Source organism: Janthinobacterium sp. SUN206, from assembly GCF_030587305.1.
Taxonomy (GTDB): domain Bacteria; phylum Pseudomonadota; class Gammaproteobacteria; order Burkholderiales; family Burkholderiaceae_D; genus Janthinobacterium; species Janthinobacterium kumbetense.
In genome coordinates, this window is the sequence record NZ_JAPWIB010000001.1 from 397,459 (window position 1) to 412,758 (window position 15,300).

A 15,300-nucleotide genomic window follows, 5' to 3' on the forward strand; every position below is an offset into this window, starting at 1 on the left:
GCAACAACAGAGAAGACATCAAGTCATTCCTATTCCTATAACGGAGACAATCATGATCATTTACGGAACCGCATTGCTGGCACTGTGCCATTTGCTCGGCATCTTCCTGGGCGACCTGCTCGGGCAGCTGATGGGCGTCAAGACCAACGTGGGCGGCGTGGGCATCGCCATGCTGCTCTTGATCTGCGCCCGGCTCTACATGCAGCGCCGCGCGTGGCTGCCGCAGATGACGGAGCGGGGCGTCGAATACTGGGGCGCCATGTATATTCCCGTGGTGGTGGCCATGGCGGCGCAGCAGGACGTGGTCGCAGCCCTGCGCGGCGGGCCCGTGGCCGTGCTGGCCGCCATCGGTTCCGTGCTCGTGTGCGGCGCCGTGATTTCGTTGATTAACCGGTCGGAAAGCCCCGCTGCCATCGCTGTCGCCGAAGCCGACCGCGTGCAAGCCGACTCGATGCTGATGAAGGAGCACCGTCATGCTTGAAATCTTTGAAAAAGCCGCCATCCACAATGGCCTGGTGACGGCCTTCGCCTTCGTCGGCCTGATCATGCTTGTCTCGGTGACGCTGTCGAAATACCTGACCCTGGGCCGCGTGCACGGCTCGGCCATCGCCATCGTGATCGGCCTGGGCCTCGCGTACTGGGGCGGCGTGCATAGCGGCGGCCACAAGGGCCTGGCCGATTTGTCGCTGTTCGGCGGCATCGGCCTGATGGGCGGCGCCATGCTGCGCGACTTCGCCATCGTCGCCACGGCCTTCGAGGTGCAGGCGACGGAAGCGCGCAAGGCTGGCCTGATCGGCGTCGTGGCGCTGCTGCTGGGCGTGGTGCTGCCTTTCCTCGTCGGCGCCGGCGTCGCCTACGCGTTTGGCTATTCGGACGCCGTCAGCATGACCACCATCGGCGCCGGCGCCGTCACGTACATCGTCGGCCCCGTCACGGGCGCGGCCATCGGCGCCAGCTCGGACGTCATGGCGCTCAGTATCGCGGCAGGCCTCATCAAGGCCATCCTGGTGATGGTGGGCACGCCCGCCGCTGCGCGCTTTTTGCGCCTGAAAACGCCCCGTTCGGCGATGGTCTTCGGCGGCCTGGCCGGCACCGTCAGCGGCGTGTCGGCCGGCCTGGCCGCCACCGACCGCAAGCTGGTGCCGTATGGCGCGCTGGTGGCCACGTTTCATACGGGCCTGGGCTGCTTGCTGGGACCATCGCTGCTGTTCTTCGCCGTCAAGGCGGTGGTGGCTTGATGGACGCCAGGCGCGCGCATGACTTGCTGTGGGTGTCCGGCCTGCCGGACGACGCATGCTTGCCCGCCTGGGCCGACGCAACCTGGCTGCAGGCGGCGCCGCTGGTGGTGCGGCGCGCCAGCAGCGCGCCCGGACGCATCCCCGTGGGCTTGCGCGGTCGGCTGCGCAGCGAACGGCATGCGTGCGAAGTGGAGTCTTCCGCCGTTCTGCGCCGCGTGACGCCGGAAATGCTGGCGCAGCTGGCGCACACCCCGCCGTCCGGTTTTGACTGTACTGCGCTCGATGCGCTGCGGCTGGTGGCGCCGCTGCTCGACGCCACGGGCTGGGCCTGGGGCCCGACGGGCGGCGTGGGCTTCGCCCTGGCGAGCGGCTTGCGCGTGCTGCGCGCCGACAGCGACCTCGATCTCGTGCTGCGCATCGCCGCGCCGCCGGACGCCGCGCAGGCCGACGCCCTGCGCGCCATCGCCGCCACGGTCACGGCGTGCCGGCTGGATCTGCAAATCGACACGGGCCATGGCGGCTTTGCGTATGCGGAATGGGCGGCGGGGCGGGGCAGGGTCTTGCTGAAAACGGACCACGGTCCCGTGCTGACGGCCACGCCCTGGGAGCAGGCATGAGCGTATTGTTTACCTTTCCGGGCCAGGGCGCCCAATATCCCGGCATGCTGCATGCGCTGCCCGACGATGCGGCCGTGGCGGCGGCCCTGGCCGAAGCGGCTGACGTGCTGGGCCAAGATTCCCTGGCGCTGGACACGGCCGAAGCGCTGGCGTCGACGCGGGCCGTGCAACTGTGCTTGCTGATCGCGGGCGTGGCGATGGCGCGTTCGCTGGCGGCGCGCGGCGCGCTGCCCGACATGGTGGCCGGCTTTTCCATCGGCGAGTATGCGGCGGCCGTCGTCGCCGGCGCGCTCGATTTTGCGGATGCCGTGCGTCTGGTGGCGCGGCGCGGTGAGTTGATGGAACAGGCGTATCCGGCCGGCTACGGCATGGCGGCCATCATCGGACTTGATCTGGCGCAACTCGAATCGTTGCTGGCACAAGTGCATGGCGCCGCGAATCCCGTGTATGTCGCCAACCTGAATGCGCCGCGCCAGATCGCCATTGCCGGCAGCGAGCCTGCCTTGCAAGCCGTGATGGCGCTGGCCCTGGCGCACGGCGCCAGCAAGGCCAAACGCCTGGCCGTCAGCGTGCCGTCGCATTGCCCGCTGCTGGAAGGCGCGGCGCTCGACATGGCCGCCGCTTTTGAGGGCGTGACCGTGCGACGCCCCTCGCTCGTCTACCTGAGCAGCAGCGCGGCGCGCGCGTTGTTCGACCCGGCCCGCATCCGCGACAGCCTGGCCGCCAACATGGCGCAGCGCGTGCAGTGGACCAGTACCGTACGCCTGGCGTGGGAGCGGGGCGCCCGGCTGGCGCTGGAAATGCCGCCGGGCAGTGTCCTGACGCGGCTGACGGCGCCCGATTTCACGGACGGCGTGGCCGTCTGCTGCGACGGCAACCGGGGCGACAGCGTGCTGGCGCTGGTGCGGCGGGAGCGAAACGGCAGCGTGCCTTAAAGCCTGGCGCTCAAGCCAACTTGAAAGCCACGGCCCGGCAAGGGCGCGATGTATTTCAGTGGGGAATTGTGCGGCCTGGCATCCGCATCGAGCAGGTTGCTGCCGCTGATAAACACGTCGATGCCTGCAAACGGCGAATTGGCTACCTGCAGGGCGCGGCTGACCTGGAAGTTCACCATGGTGTAGCCGTCGAGCGGCACTTCCTCGCTGACGCTCTTGCCCAGGTACTTTTGCTTGTCGTAGCGGGTGCCGGACAGCCGGGCTTTCCACCCCTTGTTTTCCCACAGCATATTCGCGCCATAGCGGTTGGTGGGCATATTGGGCAGGTAGGCGCCGTCGTTGTGCGCGCGCAGCTTGTCCGGGTTGTCCGCCTTGTTCTTGACGAGGTCGGCAAATGCGGACAGGTTCAGTTTTCCGTAGCCGCCAAGCTGCACGGCCTGGGAGGCGTCGATCTCGAAGCCCCTCACCGTCGTATCCGTCTGCTTCCAGTACTTCAAGGGCAGGCGATTGGCCATCTGGGCGCCAGAGTGGCCAAGGTAGAGGTAGTTCTCGTACTTCATGACGTAGCACGTTGCCGACAGCTGGAAGCCGCGGTTGGCGAACAGGCCGGTGAGTTCCGTATTCTTCGCGCGCTCGGCCTTCAGGTTCTGGTTGCCTTCTTCCTGGGTCATGATCGAATAGTGGCGGTTGCTTGCATATAATTCATTGACGTCGGGCGCTCTTTCCGACGAGGCATAGCGCAGCTTCGCGCCGAACAGCTGGCCCAGCTTGGCCGAGGCGCCCAGGCTATAGCTGTTCAGGCTGAACGACTTGTCCTCGAGTGTCGAGTTGCTCGCATTCCTCGACGTCTTGAAGCCGCTCTTGCGGATATCGTGCTCGACTTTTTCATGGCGCAAGCCCGCGTCGAAGGTGGCCCAGTCGACATCGAGGCTTTCCTTGAGGAACAGCGCGCGGCTGACCGTGCTCGCGTCGGGAAGGTACAACTGCGGCCCGCTGCCGGCGATATCCCGGGATTTGTGGCTCAAGCCCAGCATGCCGCTCAAGGGGCCTGCGCGCCGGTGCGCCAGCAGAAGCTCGGCTTGATTCGTGTCGAACTGGTAATCGTTCGCCTTGGTGGAACCCAGGCGCTCTCCCGATGCATTGTTCAGGCGTGACATGCGCAGTTGCACGCTTTCAAGATACGCAACGGGGCTGGACAGCCGGGCTTCCAGCGCATATTTATCCTGCTTGATCACGACGCCGACGGGTAACCCCTCGTCATAATTCGCCCCGAACGACTTGTTTTCCATGGAAAAGCCCGGCACGCCATACTCGCTTTCCTTGGAGTCGAGGCTGACGGCCACGTAGCCCTGGTCGAAAAAGTAGGTGGTGCCGACGGCAAAGTGGGCATTGCTGGCATGGCTGTTGCCCAGGGTGCCGTGGTAATCGGGGGTGACGTCCTTGTTGATCTTGCTCTGGGTCATCGACGGCGTACCCGGTACGTAGGCTGGATTGGCCGGATTGACGTAGGTCTTGCGCTGCCAGACGGAGGTGGGATTATTGGTGTAGAAGGAAAAATCACCGTCCGCCCAGTCCGGATTTTCCTTCATGAACTGGTCGATAAACGGTTGCGACGCCTTGTTGTAGATTTGCTGGATGCGCGCTTCCTTCTGGCAACTGTCGGCCAGGAAGGTGTTGACACCGCCGGTTGCAGGGAAGAGCTGGCTGTTGCACGCGCCGGCCTTGCTGTTGCCGGGAATATCGTAATGCCCGATCTTCTGGAAGGACAGTTGCAGATTCGTCGAGAAGCGCTTGCCATCGTTGAAGTTTGCGCGCAAGCCTTGCGCGTCGGCATCGTTAAAGCCTTTGCGCAGGATCAACTCCACGTCCTTTTGCTTGTCCTCCATCTTCCTGGAAACGATGCCGGAATCGACGTCGACGCTGCCGCCGATGGCATTGCCGCCGAAACGCACGCTATCGGACGATTTGTTCACCGTCACGGTGCGCGCGAACAGCGGATCGAAAGGGATGTTGATGTCGCCGCTGAGCGCATTCATGCCGAGGATGGACTGGCCATCTTCGAGGATCTGCACGCGGCTGCCGCTCAGGCTGCGTATCACCGGCGCGCCCGCATTCGGCCCGAAGGCGCTGCTTTGCACGCCCGAGACATGCTCGAGCATGCCGCCCAGGGTCCGGTTCTGGGCTTGCGTATTCTCGACGAGGACGACGCTGTCGATGCTGGAAGGCCGGTCAGCCCGGACCTTGATGGTTTGCAGGGTGACGTCGTCCGCCGCGTAAGCGAGCGGGGCAGTGGACAGCATGGCAGCTGCGAATACGTGATGGCGCATAGGACTTTCTAAAAAGGCGGAAGGTGGTGCTGGACGCAGGCCCGGCGTGAAGGTATAAATGCAATTGAGTTGCAATAATAGCTTGCGCCTGATGCTATTGCAAGTAAACTGCATTTGATGGCGTCGGCGGACTGGCGCACGGAAGCTGCGCAGCGCAGGCAGCCGGCATGTGCCGGCTACTGGGTTGGAAAGGGGGGAGGTGTGCTGCTCTTGCGCGTTGCGCGTGATCAGGCCGCTGGCAAGGTGTGCGGCGCAGACTGCATTGGTCCGCCTGCGCCGTGATGGAGTCGCTGCTTCAGGTGAAGTTCGCTGGCTTTTTCGCCTGCAGCCGGCGCGCGCGCCGTTTTCTTTCCCAGATGACGATGCCCGTCACGGACAGCATGGCCACCATCAGGCCCATGCAGGACATCAGTATGCGTCCCGGCAAGCCGAGGATGCGGCCCGAGTGCAGGGGGAATTGCAGTTGCACGAAGACGTCGGCGGCCGTGCCTTCCCACGGCTTGTGCTGGCCGATGATGCTGCCGTCCATGCCGTCGACATACAGGTTCGACAGGCCCATGCCGGCCGCGCCGAATTCGTCGGCCGGATCGAAGAACGAGACGTTGTAGAACGAATAATTGCCGCCATAATAAATGCCGCCGATGGGCGCCGTGATGCCGCGCTGCGCGGCTTGCTTTTTGGCAATCTCCACCGCTTGCTCGAAGCCGATTGCGGGCGTGATATACGTGCCGTAGGGCGCCGGCACCTGCGTTTCGTACGGTCCCGGCGTGGTGGTGGACACGAGCGACATGACGGGATAAAACACTTCGCGGTACAGGTTCAGCGAGAACGAGGTAAACGCGACGACGATGATGGCGGGCCATACCCACAGTCCGCCCGCGCGGTGCAGATCGAAATTGAGCTTGTAGCCGCCGGCCGCCCAGCGCAGCACCCACGACGGTTTCCACCGCTGCCACCAGCTGGCGGCGTCGCGGTGGCGCGGCGCCTCGTCCTGCGCGCGCGGTCGCAGGCGACGCGGCGTGGTCAGATAAAACGCCACCATGCTGTCGAGCAGCCACACCAGGGCTACCGTGCCCATCAGCCAGTAACCCCAGCGGTCCGTACCCCAGAAGGCGGGCACGTGCAGGCTGTAATGCAGGTGGCGCAAAAATGGCATCAGGCTGCGGCGCGACAGGGAAATGGCGGTCGAATCGCGCGTGCCCGTGATCTGCGCCGTGACGGGGTCGATGTAGACGGTGTTGTAGTCGAGCACGAACGGCTTGTTCGTGGCCGGGTCCGTCAACGGACGCACCATGAAGGCCCCTGCATGGCCTTCTTCCAGGCCCAGGGTCATGTAATTGACTTCCACGCGCGGGTCGGCGGCGGCGACTTTTTGCGCCAGCGCAAACGGCAACTGCAGGGGGCCGCGGCCCGGCGTGTCCATGATGTCGGCGTTGAGCCATTCGTCCAGTTCGTGGTCCCACGACGTGACGGCGCCCGTGAGGCCCGCGACGATGAGGAAGAGGGCGATGGTCAGGCCGGCCCAGCGGTGTATGACAGTCCAGAAAGCGCGCATGCGGTACAAACCTTCAACATAAAACCGGCTTGTTGCCGCCAGCAGGCGCCACGGGGGCGCACAGGGAAAAGCCAGGCACACGCCTGCTATTTTGATAATGGGAATCGTTCTCATTATCCGCCGTGGCGTGGCGTTTGTCCAGCGCCAATGGTGTTGCCCAGGGTCAAATGGCGCATGCTAAGATGCTAGCAAGAAGTTAATTTACATTCCACATGGAAATATTCAAGGCTGAGGCTGCATGCGCATAGAAGACCGGAACAATGTCCGCATTCGCGAATGCAGCGGTGCGCCGCAGGCGGGCGCGGCTGCCACCATGGTGTTCATGCATGGCTTTGGCTGCGACCAAACCATGTGGCGTTACTTGGAGCCGCTGTTTCGTGCGCGCTACCGCACCGTGCTGTTCGACCTGGTCGGCAGCGGCGCTTCCGACCTCAGTGCCTATGATTTCGATAGCTACGCGCGGCTCGACGCGCATGGCGCCGATTTGCGCCAGGTCATCCATGCCGTCGGCGGCGCTCCCGTGATTTGCGTCGGCCATTCCGTCAGCGCCATGAGCGCCTTGCTGGCCAGCATCGCCGAGCCGGAGCTGTTCGCCGCGCAAGTCATGCTGGCGCCGTCGCCGTGCTATGTCGACGATGCGGCGGCCGGCTACCGGGGCGGCTTCAGCCGTGCCGATATCGACGACTTGCTCGATGCCATGGACAGCAATTACCTGGGCTGGTCCGCCGGCATGGCGCCTGCCATCATGGGCGCGCCAGGGCAGCCGGCGCTGGGGCAAGACCTGGCGAACAGCTTTTGCCGCACCGACCCCGTCATTGCCCGGCATTTCGCGCAAGCCACGTTCTTGTCCGACCACCGCGCCGTCTTGCCGCAAAACAGCACGCCGGCCCTGATCGTGCAATGCAGCGACGACTTCATCGCGCCACCTTGCGTGGGTGTGTACTTGCGTGAAATGTTGCCGCACAGCACCCTGCACGTGCTCGAAAATGTGGGCCATTGTCCGCACATGAGCGTGCCCGACGCCAGCTACCGCGCCATCCGCCACTTTCTCGACGGCCAACACCTGTAATGCGCGACACGATGCCTTCCTTGCCTGACGCCGCTACCCTGTTCCAGCACGCAGCTTGCGGCTTGCTGCTGTGCACGGCCGACGGCACCATCGTGCAGGCGAACGCCACCTTTTGCGGCTGGCTCGGCTATGGCGCCGGGGAGTTGCTCGGGAAAAAGAAACTGCAAGACTTGCTGACCATCGGCGGGCGCGTATTCCACCAGACGCATTGGCTGCCGCTGATGCAGGTGCAGGGCAGCGTGTCGGAAATCCTGCTCGACATGCGCCAGCGCCAGGGGCAGTCCATCCCCATGCTGTTCAATGCCGTGCGCCGCGAACATGATGGCGTGCGTTATGACGAGATCGCCGTCTTTGTCGCCAGCGACCGGCGCAAGTATGAACAGCAGCTGCAACTGGCGCGCAAGGAGGCTGGCGAGCTCAATGAACAGCTGGCGGCCGCCGACCGGCGCAAGGACGAATTCCTGGCGACCCTGGCGCACGAGTTGCGCAATCCGCTGGCGCCCATGCGCAACGTGCTGGAAGTGTTGCGCCTGGCGCAACTGGACGACCCGCAGCTGCGCTGGGTCCGCGACGTGCTGGGCCGGCAAGTGGGGCACATGACGCACCTGGTCGACGATTTGATGGAAGTGTCGCGCATCACGCAGGGGCGTTTGGAACTGCGCCGCGCCAGCGTGGAACTGGCGCCCGTGGTGGAGGCGGCCCTGCACAGCGTGGCGGAGCTGGCCGTGCAATCCGGCCACAAGGTACTCGTGGAGCAATGGCCGCAAGCCATCTGGCTCGACGCCGACGCCACGCGCCTGGGACAGATGATCGCCAACCTGCTGACGAACGCCATCAAGTACACGCCCGCCAACGGCGTCATCGGGCTGGAAGTGGCATGCACGGATAACGACGTGCACATCAGCGTGCGCGATTCGGGCATCGGCATTGCGCCCGAGCACCTGGACACGGTATTCGACCTGTTCTCGCAGCTGGAACCGGCCCTGTCGCGGGCCCAAGGCGGCCTGGGCATCGGCCTGTCGCTCGTGCGCGGCCTGGCCGAGTTGCATGGCGGCAGCATCAGCGCGCACAGCGATGGCGTGGGGCAGGGCAGCACCTTCGCCTTGCGCCTGCCGCTGCCTGCCGTACCCTTGCAGGCGCCGCCCGAACCCAACCGCCGCTTGCTGGCCGGCACGCGCGAAGGCAAGGTGCTGGTGATCGACGACAGCGCCGACGCGGCCGAAAGCCTGGCGTTGGCGCTCGACATCCTCGGCTATGACGTGCGCACGGCCTACGATGGCGCGGCGGGCATGGCAGCCGCACAAGTTTTCATGCCGCAAGTGATCTTGCTCGACATCGGCTTGCCGCACATGAATGGCTACGACGTGGCGAGACTGTTGCGCAGCCAGCCCTGCGGCAAGGACGCCATCCTCGTGGCCGTCACGGGCTGGGGCCAGGACAAGGACCGCCAGATGGCGTCCGACGCGGGCTTTGATTTACATCTGACCAAGCCCGTGGATTTTTATGAGCTCGATGCGGTGCTGCAGAAGATGCTGCAAACGAGCTGAGTTGCCGTAGCGCCATCCTGCCCGCCTGCGGCGCCCATCACATCCCCTGTTTTCTTTCTTTTCATTATCTGTTTCCGTTGATACACCTCTATTGTTTGCGGTAAATCAAACACGGAATTTCAATGTTATAAATAAAAGAAATTTCATTTAAAAATTAAATGTTATTAATGGATAGATTCTAAATATTATTAAAAATAATTTGACTTGCGAAAATAAACGAAATATCCTCACTTCGTGGTTGCGGTAATGAGGGTCAAAAAACATCATTGGTCATCAGGCGTATTATCTTATCGATAGATTTGGTGATTTATTGATATATTTTGTGTATTTTTAATTGATACATTTCGCGTATTTTTATGCACCAGTGATGGAATCCGATTACGCCGCGAGCGCTGCCGGAAACCTGAATGGGTCTTCATTATTTCATCGCACAAAGGATAGTTGTAATGTTTAATTCCATTCCAAATAGGGGTAAAATCATGGCAACAATTAATGTACTGGTAGCGGTCAATGTTGGTCAGGCAGTGGCACAAAAAAATCTGAGCAAGTACGTCTTCATGGTCGATACGACCGGCTACTCGGGCAATGGCAACGAAGGCGGCAATGAACTGGTGACAACGTGCAAGAACGGCGACACCATCGTCTGGAACGTGAGCTCGCTGGACCCGGCCGAACAAGTTTCCATCCACAACTTCGATGGCACCGCCATCACCAGCGGCATGATCAATCCGGCGCCTTACCCGCAATATGACAGCACCGTATGGGGTGGCCGCGTCAATGCCAAAGGCAGCAATGTGCAATATACGATAACCTTGTTGTTGGCGGGCAATACTCTGCTGACCTTCGATCCATTCATCGTGGCGTCGAATCCGCAATAATCGGGCAAGGGCCATGTTCGGCATGCCGCGCGCATGGCCTGTTTTGATGTTTCTTTAAATGAATACTTTCCAGATAAACCTGGATTTTTCATTTTAGTGAATCGCTTGTATTCCCTGTTCTGAATAAATGCCCCGCTGTGTGGCAGTGTATTTAATCGCTCCTCCCTCTCTTTTCTATCGAAGCGTTCCCATTCCTCCCGCTCATTATCCGGTACGGGCTTTCCACTGTCCGTCGTATAATATGCCAGCCATACTCTTCGTTCCGCGTGCCGGGCACCGTTCGCCGTTTATGGCAATTGGCCGGGTCGGAGTTGAATCATTATGTGCATTGACGTCCATTTATGCGCACGGGAAAAATAACAATGGAACAATTGACGGAACTTGAGCTGGAATGCTTTCAGCTGCGCCATGGCGATGGCCGGGCGGACCGCTGCGTGGACTGGGCAGTGGAGCGTTTGCGCCTCGACCAGGAAGGCGACGACCTGGAAGTCGTGCTGCTGGCCAGCGCCCGGGGCCGCGACGAGGTGCTGCCGCTGGCCGAGGTGATCATCGCGCGCTACCGGGGAACGCAGCGCCTCAGTGAACAATTCCTGGCCGGAAAATACATCGTCGAACTGCGCGCCGCCTACCTGGCGGGCCGGGAAAGCGCAGCGTCGCTCGACGCCATCTTTACCCGCCTGTACCCGGCGCTCGATTATCCCGACTGGCTGGTCATGCTGAGCCGCAATTGCGAGTATGCGACGGACGTAGCCGATTTCGAGCAGCCATTCGAGGATGAATTCCGCTATATCGCCAGCCTGTGGGCGCAGGCGGATAGCCTGGCCGCGTTCGAGCGCAAATACAGCCGCGAGGCATCCAGCCAACATGATGCGGCAAGCGTTTGATTGTGCCAAATGGCTGCAATATGAAAAAAATCGATATTTTTGTCTGTTCCGACGCCGAGATGCGCGCATGTGCCAGCTGGCAGGATGCCTTCGACTCCTTTCCCGTCACGGGCATTGCCTTGCCCGGCGAACTGGATTTTGCGTCGCTGGGGCAATTGCTGACCCATTCGGCAGCGCCTGCCATCAGGCCCGTGTCTATCCCGGGGCGTGAGCTTTACGTGTTTGCGCATGCCATGGGGCAGGCTCTCGAGCGGCTGACGGCTGACGACTTGGCCGATATCGCGGTGGCATGGGCGCAGATGGCGCCATGGGCCGGGCTGGATGTCAATCCCTTCGATCTGGCCGGATTTCTGATGGAGTTGCAATCGACCTGGCATCAATCCGCCACGCCGGACAAGGCGCTGTTTGCGTGGATCGACGCCTAAGGTCGGCATGCGCGTGGCGGGCGGCCGCTATCGTATAATTTGCGCAATTCTTTTCGCAGGGAATAATGTGCAAAACAAGACTATCGGTTTACTTGGCGGCATCGGCTGGGCTTCGACCCTGGAGTACTACCGGCTCATCAATGAAATGCTGGTGGCGCGCATCGGGCCAGCGCACAGCGCGCGCATCATGCTGGTCAGCATGGACCAGGCCGATTTCGTCGCGCACGCAGCGCAGCCCGATTCCCATGCCATTGAGCAATTCCTTGTCGGGGAAGGGCAGCGCCTGCGAGACATGGGCGCGGACTTCTTCCTGCTGTGCGCGAATGGCGCGCACCGCTTCGCGCCGGCCGTCGTGCCGCTTATCGGCTTGCCTTTTATCAGTATCGTCGAGGAAACGGCAAAGCGGGTGCAGCAGTCGGGCATACGCAAGGTGGGTTTGCTGGGCGTCAAGCAGACGATGGCGGGCCGCTTTTATCACGATGCGCTGGAGCAGCGCGGTATCACCACGGTGACGCCTGATCTGGCCGACCAGGACATCCTGCACGACCTGATCTATACGGAACTGGTGCAGAATATCTTTACCGACGCCAGCCGGAAGATTTTCCTCGCCATCATCGAGAAACTGCGGCGGCAAGGCGTGCAGGGCGTGATTTTGGGATGTACGGAGATACCGCTGCTGATCCAGCAGGGCGATGTGGACTTGCCGCTATTTAATACCACGGCCATTCATTGCGAGGCGGCGGTGGCGTTTGCCATCGAAGATTAAGCGCTGGCAACAGAGCGGCTGCCTGGGCAGGCTGCCGCTCTCGTCAGCATCAAGCCGGCTGCGCGCCGCTCACATTCCGGCTGCGGTTTTCCACCAGCACGGAAATACCGAGCACGACGATGCCGCCGCAGGCCAGCATGGCGCCCACCCAGCCCGTCGAGCGCAAGCCCATGCCCATGGCGATGGCGATGCCGCCGGCCCAGGCGCCCAAGGCGTTGGCGATGTTGAAGGCGGAGTGGTTGAGGGCGGCCGCCACCGTTTGCGCGTCGCCGGCCACGTCCATCAAGCGCGTCTGCACTGCCGGGGCGACGGCGATGCCGGCGCCGATGGCGAACAGGTTGATCGCCGTCAACCAGACATTGCTGCTGGTGTAAGTAAACGCGGCCAGCGCGGCCACGTTCCACAGCAGCACGCCGAAGATGGTCCACAGGCGCGAGCGGTCGGCCAGCCAGCCGCCGATCAGATTACCCACCGTCATGCCGATACCGATGATGGCCAGCAAGATGGAAATGACGAGCGGCGACACTTTCGTCACTTCCAGCAGGGTTGGCGTAATAAACGTGTAGACGGCGAACATGCCGCCGAAGCCGATCGCCACCATCAGCAGGGTCAGCCACACTTGCAGGCGGCGGAACACGCCCAGTTCGCGGCGCGGGCTGGAATCGCCGGCGGCCACCATGGGCACGAAGATGCGCACCATCAGCATGGTCAATAAGCCCAGCGCGGCGACCAGCAGGAAGGCCGAGCGCCAGCCCAGGGTCTGGCCGATGTAGGTTGCCAGGGGCACGCCGAAGATATTCGCCACGGTCAAGCCCATCAGGACGCGGGCCACGGCCTGGCCGCGCCGGTCCGGTTCGGCCAGCGCGGCCGCCACCAGGGCCGCCACGCCAAAGTAGGCGCCGTGCGGGATGCCGGCCACGAAGCGGGCCACCACCAGCAAGCCATAATTCGGCGCGATGGCGCTGAGCAAGTTGCCGCCAGCGAACATCAGCATCAGACAGATCAGCATCAAGCGGCGCGGCATGCGCGCCAGGAAGATGGTGATCAGGGGCGCGCCGATGACCACGCCCAGCGCGTAGGCGCTGATCATGTGGCTCATCTGCGGCAAGGTCGTGCCCAGGTCGTCGGCCACCACGGGCAGGATGCTCATGGAGGCGAACTCGCCCGTGCCGATGGCGAGGCCGCCGATGGCCAGGGCCAGGTCGGCGTATCCAGCGCCAAAAGGCGCGGTGACGCGCGGAATCAGGGGATCTACGGAGGCGTGCATGTTCTTGTTAGTTGGGTAAAGAATGACAGGGCGGAGGGGCGCGCAGTGGCCCAGCCGGAGGTGGCAATGCGCCACCAGAGTCGACGGATGGCCGGTATTTTCGGGCTAGAAGAGCTGCCCAAAGACAACATTGTAAGAGATTCGGGCAAGCTCTGCAGGGCGCCGGCTAAAATCTGCTGCACTGCACACAACAGCGTTTGCTCTTATTGTTAACGATAACACGGAATCAGCGCGATTCCGCCACAGGGTGAGCGAAGAAAGCCTGGCTGTGGCGGAAATGGTCTTCCTTGCGTATTACTTCGCTAACGATTGCTGCAGCGCTTCCAGTCCCGCCACATAAATGCCGTGGAACAGGTCCGTCACTTCCTGCTCGCTCACGCCCACGGGCGTGAAGCGGCCCGACCAGGTGACCCGCGCGCCGTCGCTGCCGGCAAGTGGTTCCACTTTCAGGGTCGACAGGTAATCGGCGGCGGGAAACGGCGCCTGCAGGATGGAATAGCTGTAGCTGCGCGCCGTGTTGTCGTACGCTTCCAGCTGCTCGACGATGACGTCGCCGGCCGGGTTGGTCAGGTGGCGGATGCGGCCCCCTGCGCTCAAGGTGCTGCTGGGAATATAGGGCAGCCAGTCGGGCAGGGCATTGAAGCCGCCGATCAGTTGCCATACTTGCGCCGGCGTGGCGGCGATGTCGATCGAGGTGGTGGTGTGTGCCATATGTATTCCTTATCTATTAGTTGGCGCCGGTTGGCAGCGGGGCGAACGGCGACACGAGTTGCTCGGCGCGCATGTCGTGCCAGAAGGCGGCGGGGATGACGGCGTGTAACGCTTGCTGGTCTTCGGCCAGGCGTTCCGGACGGCTGGCGCCGGGAATCACGGCAGCCACGGCCGGATTGGCCAAGGAAAATTGCAGGGCGGCAGCCTTGACGCTGACGCCGTGGCGCGCGGCAATTGCCTTGATGCGTTCTACTTTGGCAATGATTTCGGGCGAAGCCTTCTGGTATTCGAAGTGCGCGCCGCCGGCCAGGATGCCTGAACTGTAGGGGCCGCCCACGACGATGTCGACGTTCTGTTTTGCCGCGGCCGGCATCAGGCGCTGCAGCGCACGTTCATGGTCGAGCAGGGTGTAGCGGCCGGCCAGCAAGAAGGCGTCCGGCTGGGCTTCGGCCAGGTCCAGGGTCAGTTCCAGCGGTTCCACCTTGTTGACGCCCACGCCCCAGGCCTTGATGACGCCTTCTTCGCGCAAGCGGGTCAGCACGCGGAAGGCGCCCGTGCGGGCAATCTCGAATTGCGCCAGCCAGTTGTCGCCGTGGAAATCCTGGGCGATGTCGTGCACCCAGACGATATCGAGGCGGTCCGTATCCAGGCGTTTCAAACTGTCTTCGATCGAACGCAGGGTGGCGTCGGCCGAGTAGTCATCGACGATCTTGTTCTTGCGGCCAAATTCGAACAATCCCCCTTTTTCGCCCAGTTCGCGGGTGGCGGGGTCTTCCAGTTCGTCGAGGATCATCCGGCCGACCTTGGTGCTCAGCACGTAATCGTCGCGGTGGCGCTGCTTCAGGGCGGCGCCCAGGCGCAGCTCGGCCAGGCCGGCGCCGTAGAACGGGGCCGTGTCGAAGTAGCGGATGCCCGATTCCCAGGCCGCGTCGACGGTCGCCAGCGCTTCCTGTTCCGGAATGTTGCGGAACATATTGCCCAGCGGCGCCGTGCCGAAACCCAGTTTGCCTGTCAGTAAGTGTTTGATTGTCATGCTGTTTTCCTTCAATGAGTGAGTCAGTGCAGACAGAATAGCTGGACA

Annotated in this window: 15 protein-coding genes; 10 read left to right on the top strand and 5 right to left on the bottom strand. The window is 62.6% G+C overall.

What is annotated here, in order from left to right; translation table 11 throughout:
• Positions 1–52 precede the first annotated feature (52 nt).
• The 4 genes from madL to mdcH are packed head-to-tail and all read left to right on the top strand — an operon-like array spanning position 53 to position 2,790.
• Positions 53–481 carry a malonate transporter subunit MadL gene (madL, locus tag O3300_RS01615; protein WP_305051789.1) on the top strand — a complete coding sequence of 143 codons (429 nt, stop codon included), beginning with the start codon at positions 53–55 and terminating at the stop codon, positions 479–481.
• Positions 474–1,238 (top strand): malonate transporter subunit MadM, encoded by a 765-nt coding sequence (gene madM, locus O3300_RS01620; RefSeq protein WP_305051790.1) that lies wholly within the window; start codon positions 474–476, stop codon positions 1,236–1,238. The genes madL and madM overlap by 8 nt, the downstream gene beginning before the upstream one ends.
• Positions 1,238–1,855, top strand: a complete 618-nt coding sequence (locus O3300_RS01625) for a malonate decarboxylase holo-ACP synthase (protein ID WP_305051791.1) — start codon at positions 1,238–1,240, stop codon at positions 1,853–1,855. Before madM ends, O3300_RS01625 begins: the two co-directional genes overlap by 1 nt.
• Positions 1,852–2,790: a malonate decarboxylase subunit epsilon gene (gene mdcH / locus O3300_RS01630; RefSeq protein ID WP_305051792.1), complete on the top strand. Its 939-nt coding sequence runs from the start codon at positions 1,852–1,854 to the stop codon at positions 2,788–2,790. The genes O3300_RS01625 and mdcH overlap by 4 nt, the downstream gene beginning before the upstream one ends.
• Here the strand turns inward: mdcH and O3300_RS01635 are convergent.
• Entirely contained in the window at positions 2,787–5,090 is a 2,304-nt protein-coding gene (locus tag O3300_RS01635; protein WP_305051793.1) for a TonB-dependent receptor, read from the bottom strand. The genes mdcH and O3300_RS01635 overlap by 4 nt on opposite strands.
• Before the next feature lie 322 nt (positions 5,091–5,412).
• Positions 5,413–6,672 (bottom strand): PepSY domain-containing protein, encoded by a 1,260-nt coding sequence (locus O3300_RS01640; RefSeq protein ID WP_305051794.1) that lies wholly within the window; start codon positions 6,670–6,672, stop codon positions 5,413–5,415.
• A gap of 238 nt (positions 6,673–6,910) precedes the next feature.
• Between O3300_RS01640 and O3300_RS01645 the strand changes: the two genes are divergently transcribed.
• The 6 genes from O3300_RS01645 (at position 6,911) to O3300_RS01670 (ending at position 12,241) form a co-directional block, all read left to right on the top strand.
• Positions 6,911–7,741, top strand: a complete 831-nt coding sequence (locus O3300_RS01645; protein ID WP_305051795.1) for an alpha/beta fold hydrolase — start codon at positions 6,911–6,913, stop codon at positions 7,739–7,741.
• Positions 7,742–7,752: 11 nt separating this feature from the next.
• Positions 7,753–9,288, top strand: coding sequence for an ATP-binding protein (locus tag O3300_RS01650; RefSeq protein ID WP_305051796.1), 1,536 nt, complete (start codon positions 7,753–7,755; stop codon positions 9,286–9,288).
• Between the two features lie 524 nt (positions 9,289–9,812).
• Positions 9,813–10,166, top strand: a complete 354-nt coding sequence (locus O3300_RS01655) for a hypothetical protein (protein ID WP_251348942.1) — start codon at positions 9,813–9,815, stop codon at positions 10,164–10,166.
• A gap of 362 nt (positions 10,167–10,528) precedes the next feature.
• Entirely contained in the window at positions 10,529–11,050 is a 522-nt protein-coding gene (locus O3300_RS01660) for a hypothetical protein (RefSeq protein ID WP_305051797.1), read from the top strand.
• A gap of 20 nt (positions 11,051–11,070) precedes the next feature.
• Complete coding sequence (locus O3300_RS01665) at positions 11,071–11,475, top strand: hypothetical protein (RefSeq protein WP_305051798.1); 405 nt, start codon at positions 11,071–11,073, stop codon at positions 11,473–11,475.
• A gap of 67 nt (positions 11,476–11,542) precedes the next feature.
• A complete protein-coding gene (locus O3300_RS01670; protein WP_305051799.1) occupies positions 11,543–12,241 on the top strand; it encodes an aspartate/glutamate racemase family protein in 699 nt (232 codons plus the stop codon).
• A gap of 49 nt (positions 12,242–12,290) precedes the next feature.
• Here the strand turns inward: O3300_RS01670 and O3300_RS01675 are convergent, their stop codons facing one another.
• The 3 genes from O3300_RS01675 to O3300_RS01685 all read right to left on the bottom strand — a co-directional run bounded on the left by O3300_RS01675 (position 12,291) and on the right by O3300_RS01685 (position 15,252).
• Positions 12,291–13,508 (bottom strand): MFS transporter, encoded by a 1,218-nt coding sequence (locus tag O3300_RS01675; RefSeq protein ID WP_083299622.1) that lies wholly within the window; start codon positions 13,506–13,508, stop codon positions 12,291–12,293.
• Between the two features lie 294 nt (positions 13,509–13,802).
• A complete protein-coding gene (locus O3300_RS01680) occupies positions 13,803–14,219 on the bottom strand; it encodes an SRPBCC family protein (protein ID WP_305051800.1) in 417 nt (138 codons plus the stop codon).
• Between the two features lie 16 nt (positions 14,220–14,235).
• Complete coding sequence (locus tag O3300_RS01685; RefSeq protein WP_305051801.1) at positions 14,236–15,252, bottom strand: aldo/keto reductase; 1,017 nt, start codon at positions 15,250–15,252, stop codon at positions 14,236–14,238.
• Positions 15,253–15,300 lie beyond the last annotated feature (48 nt).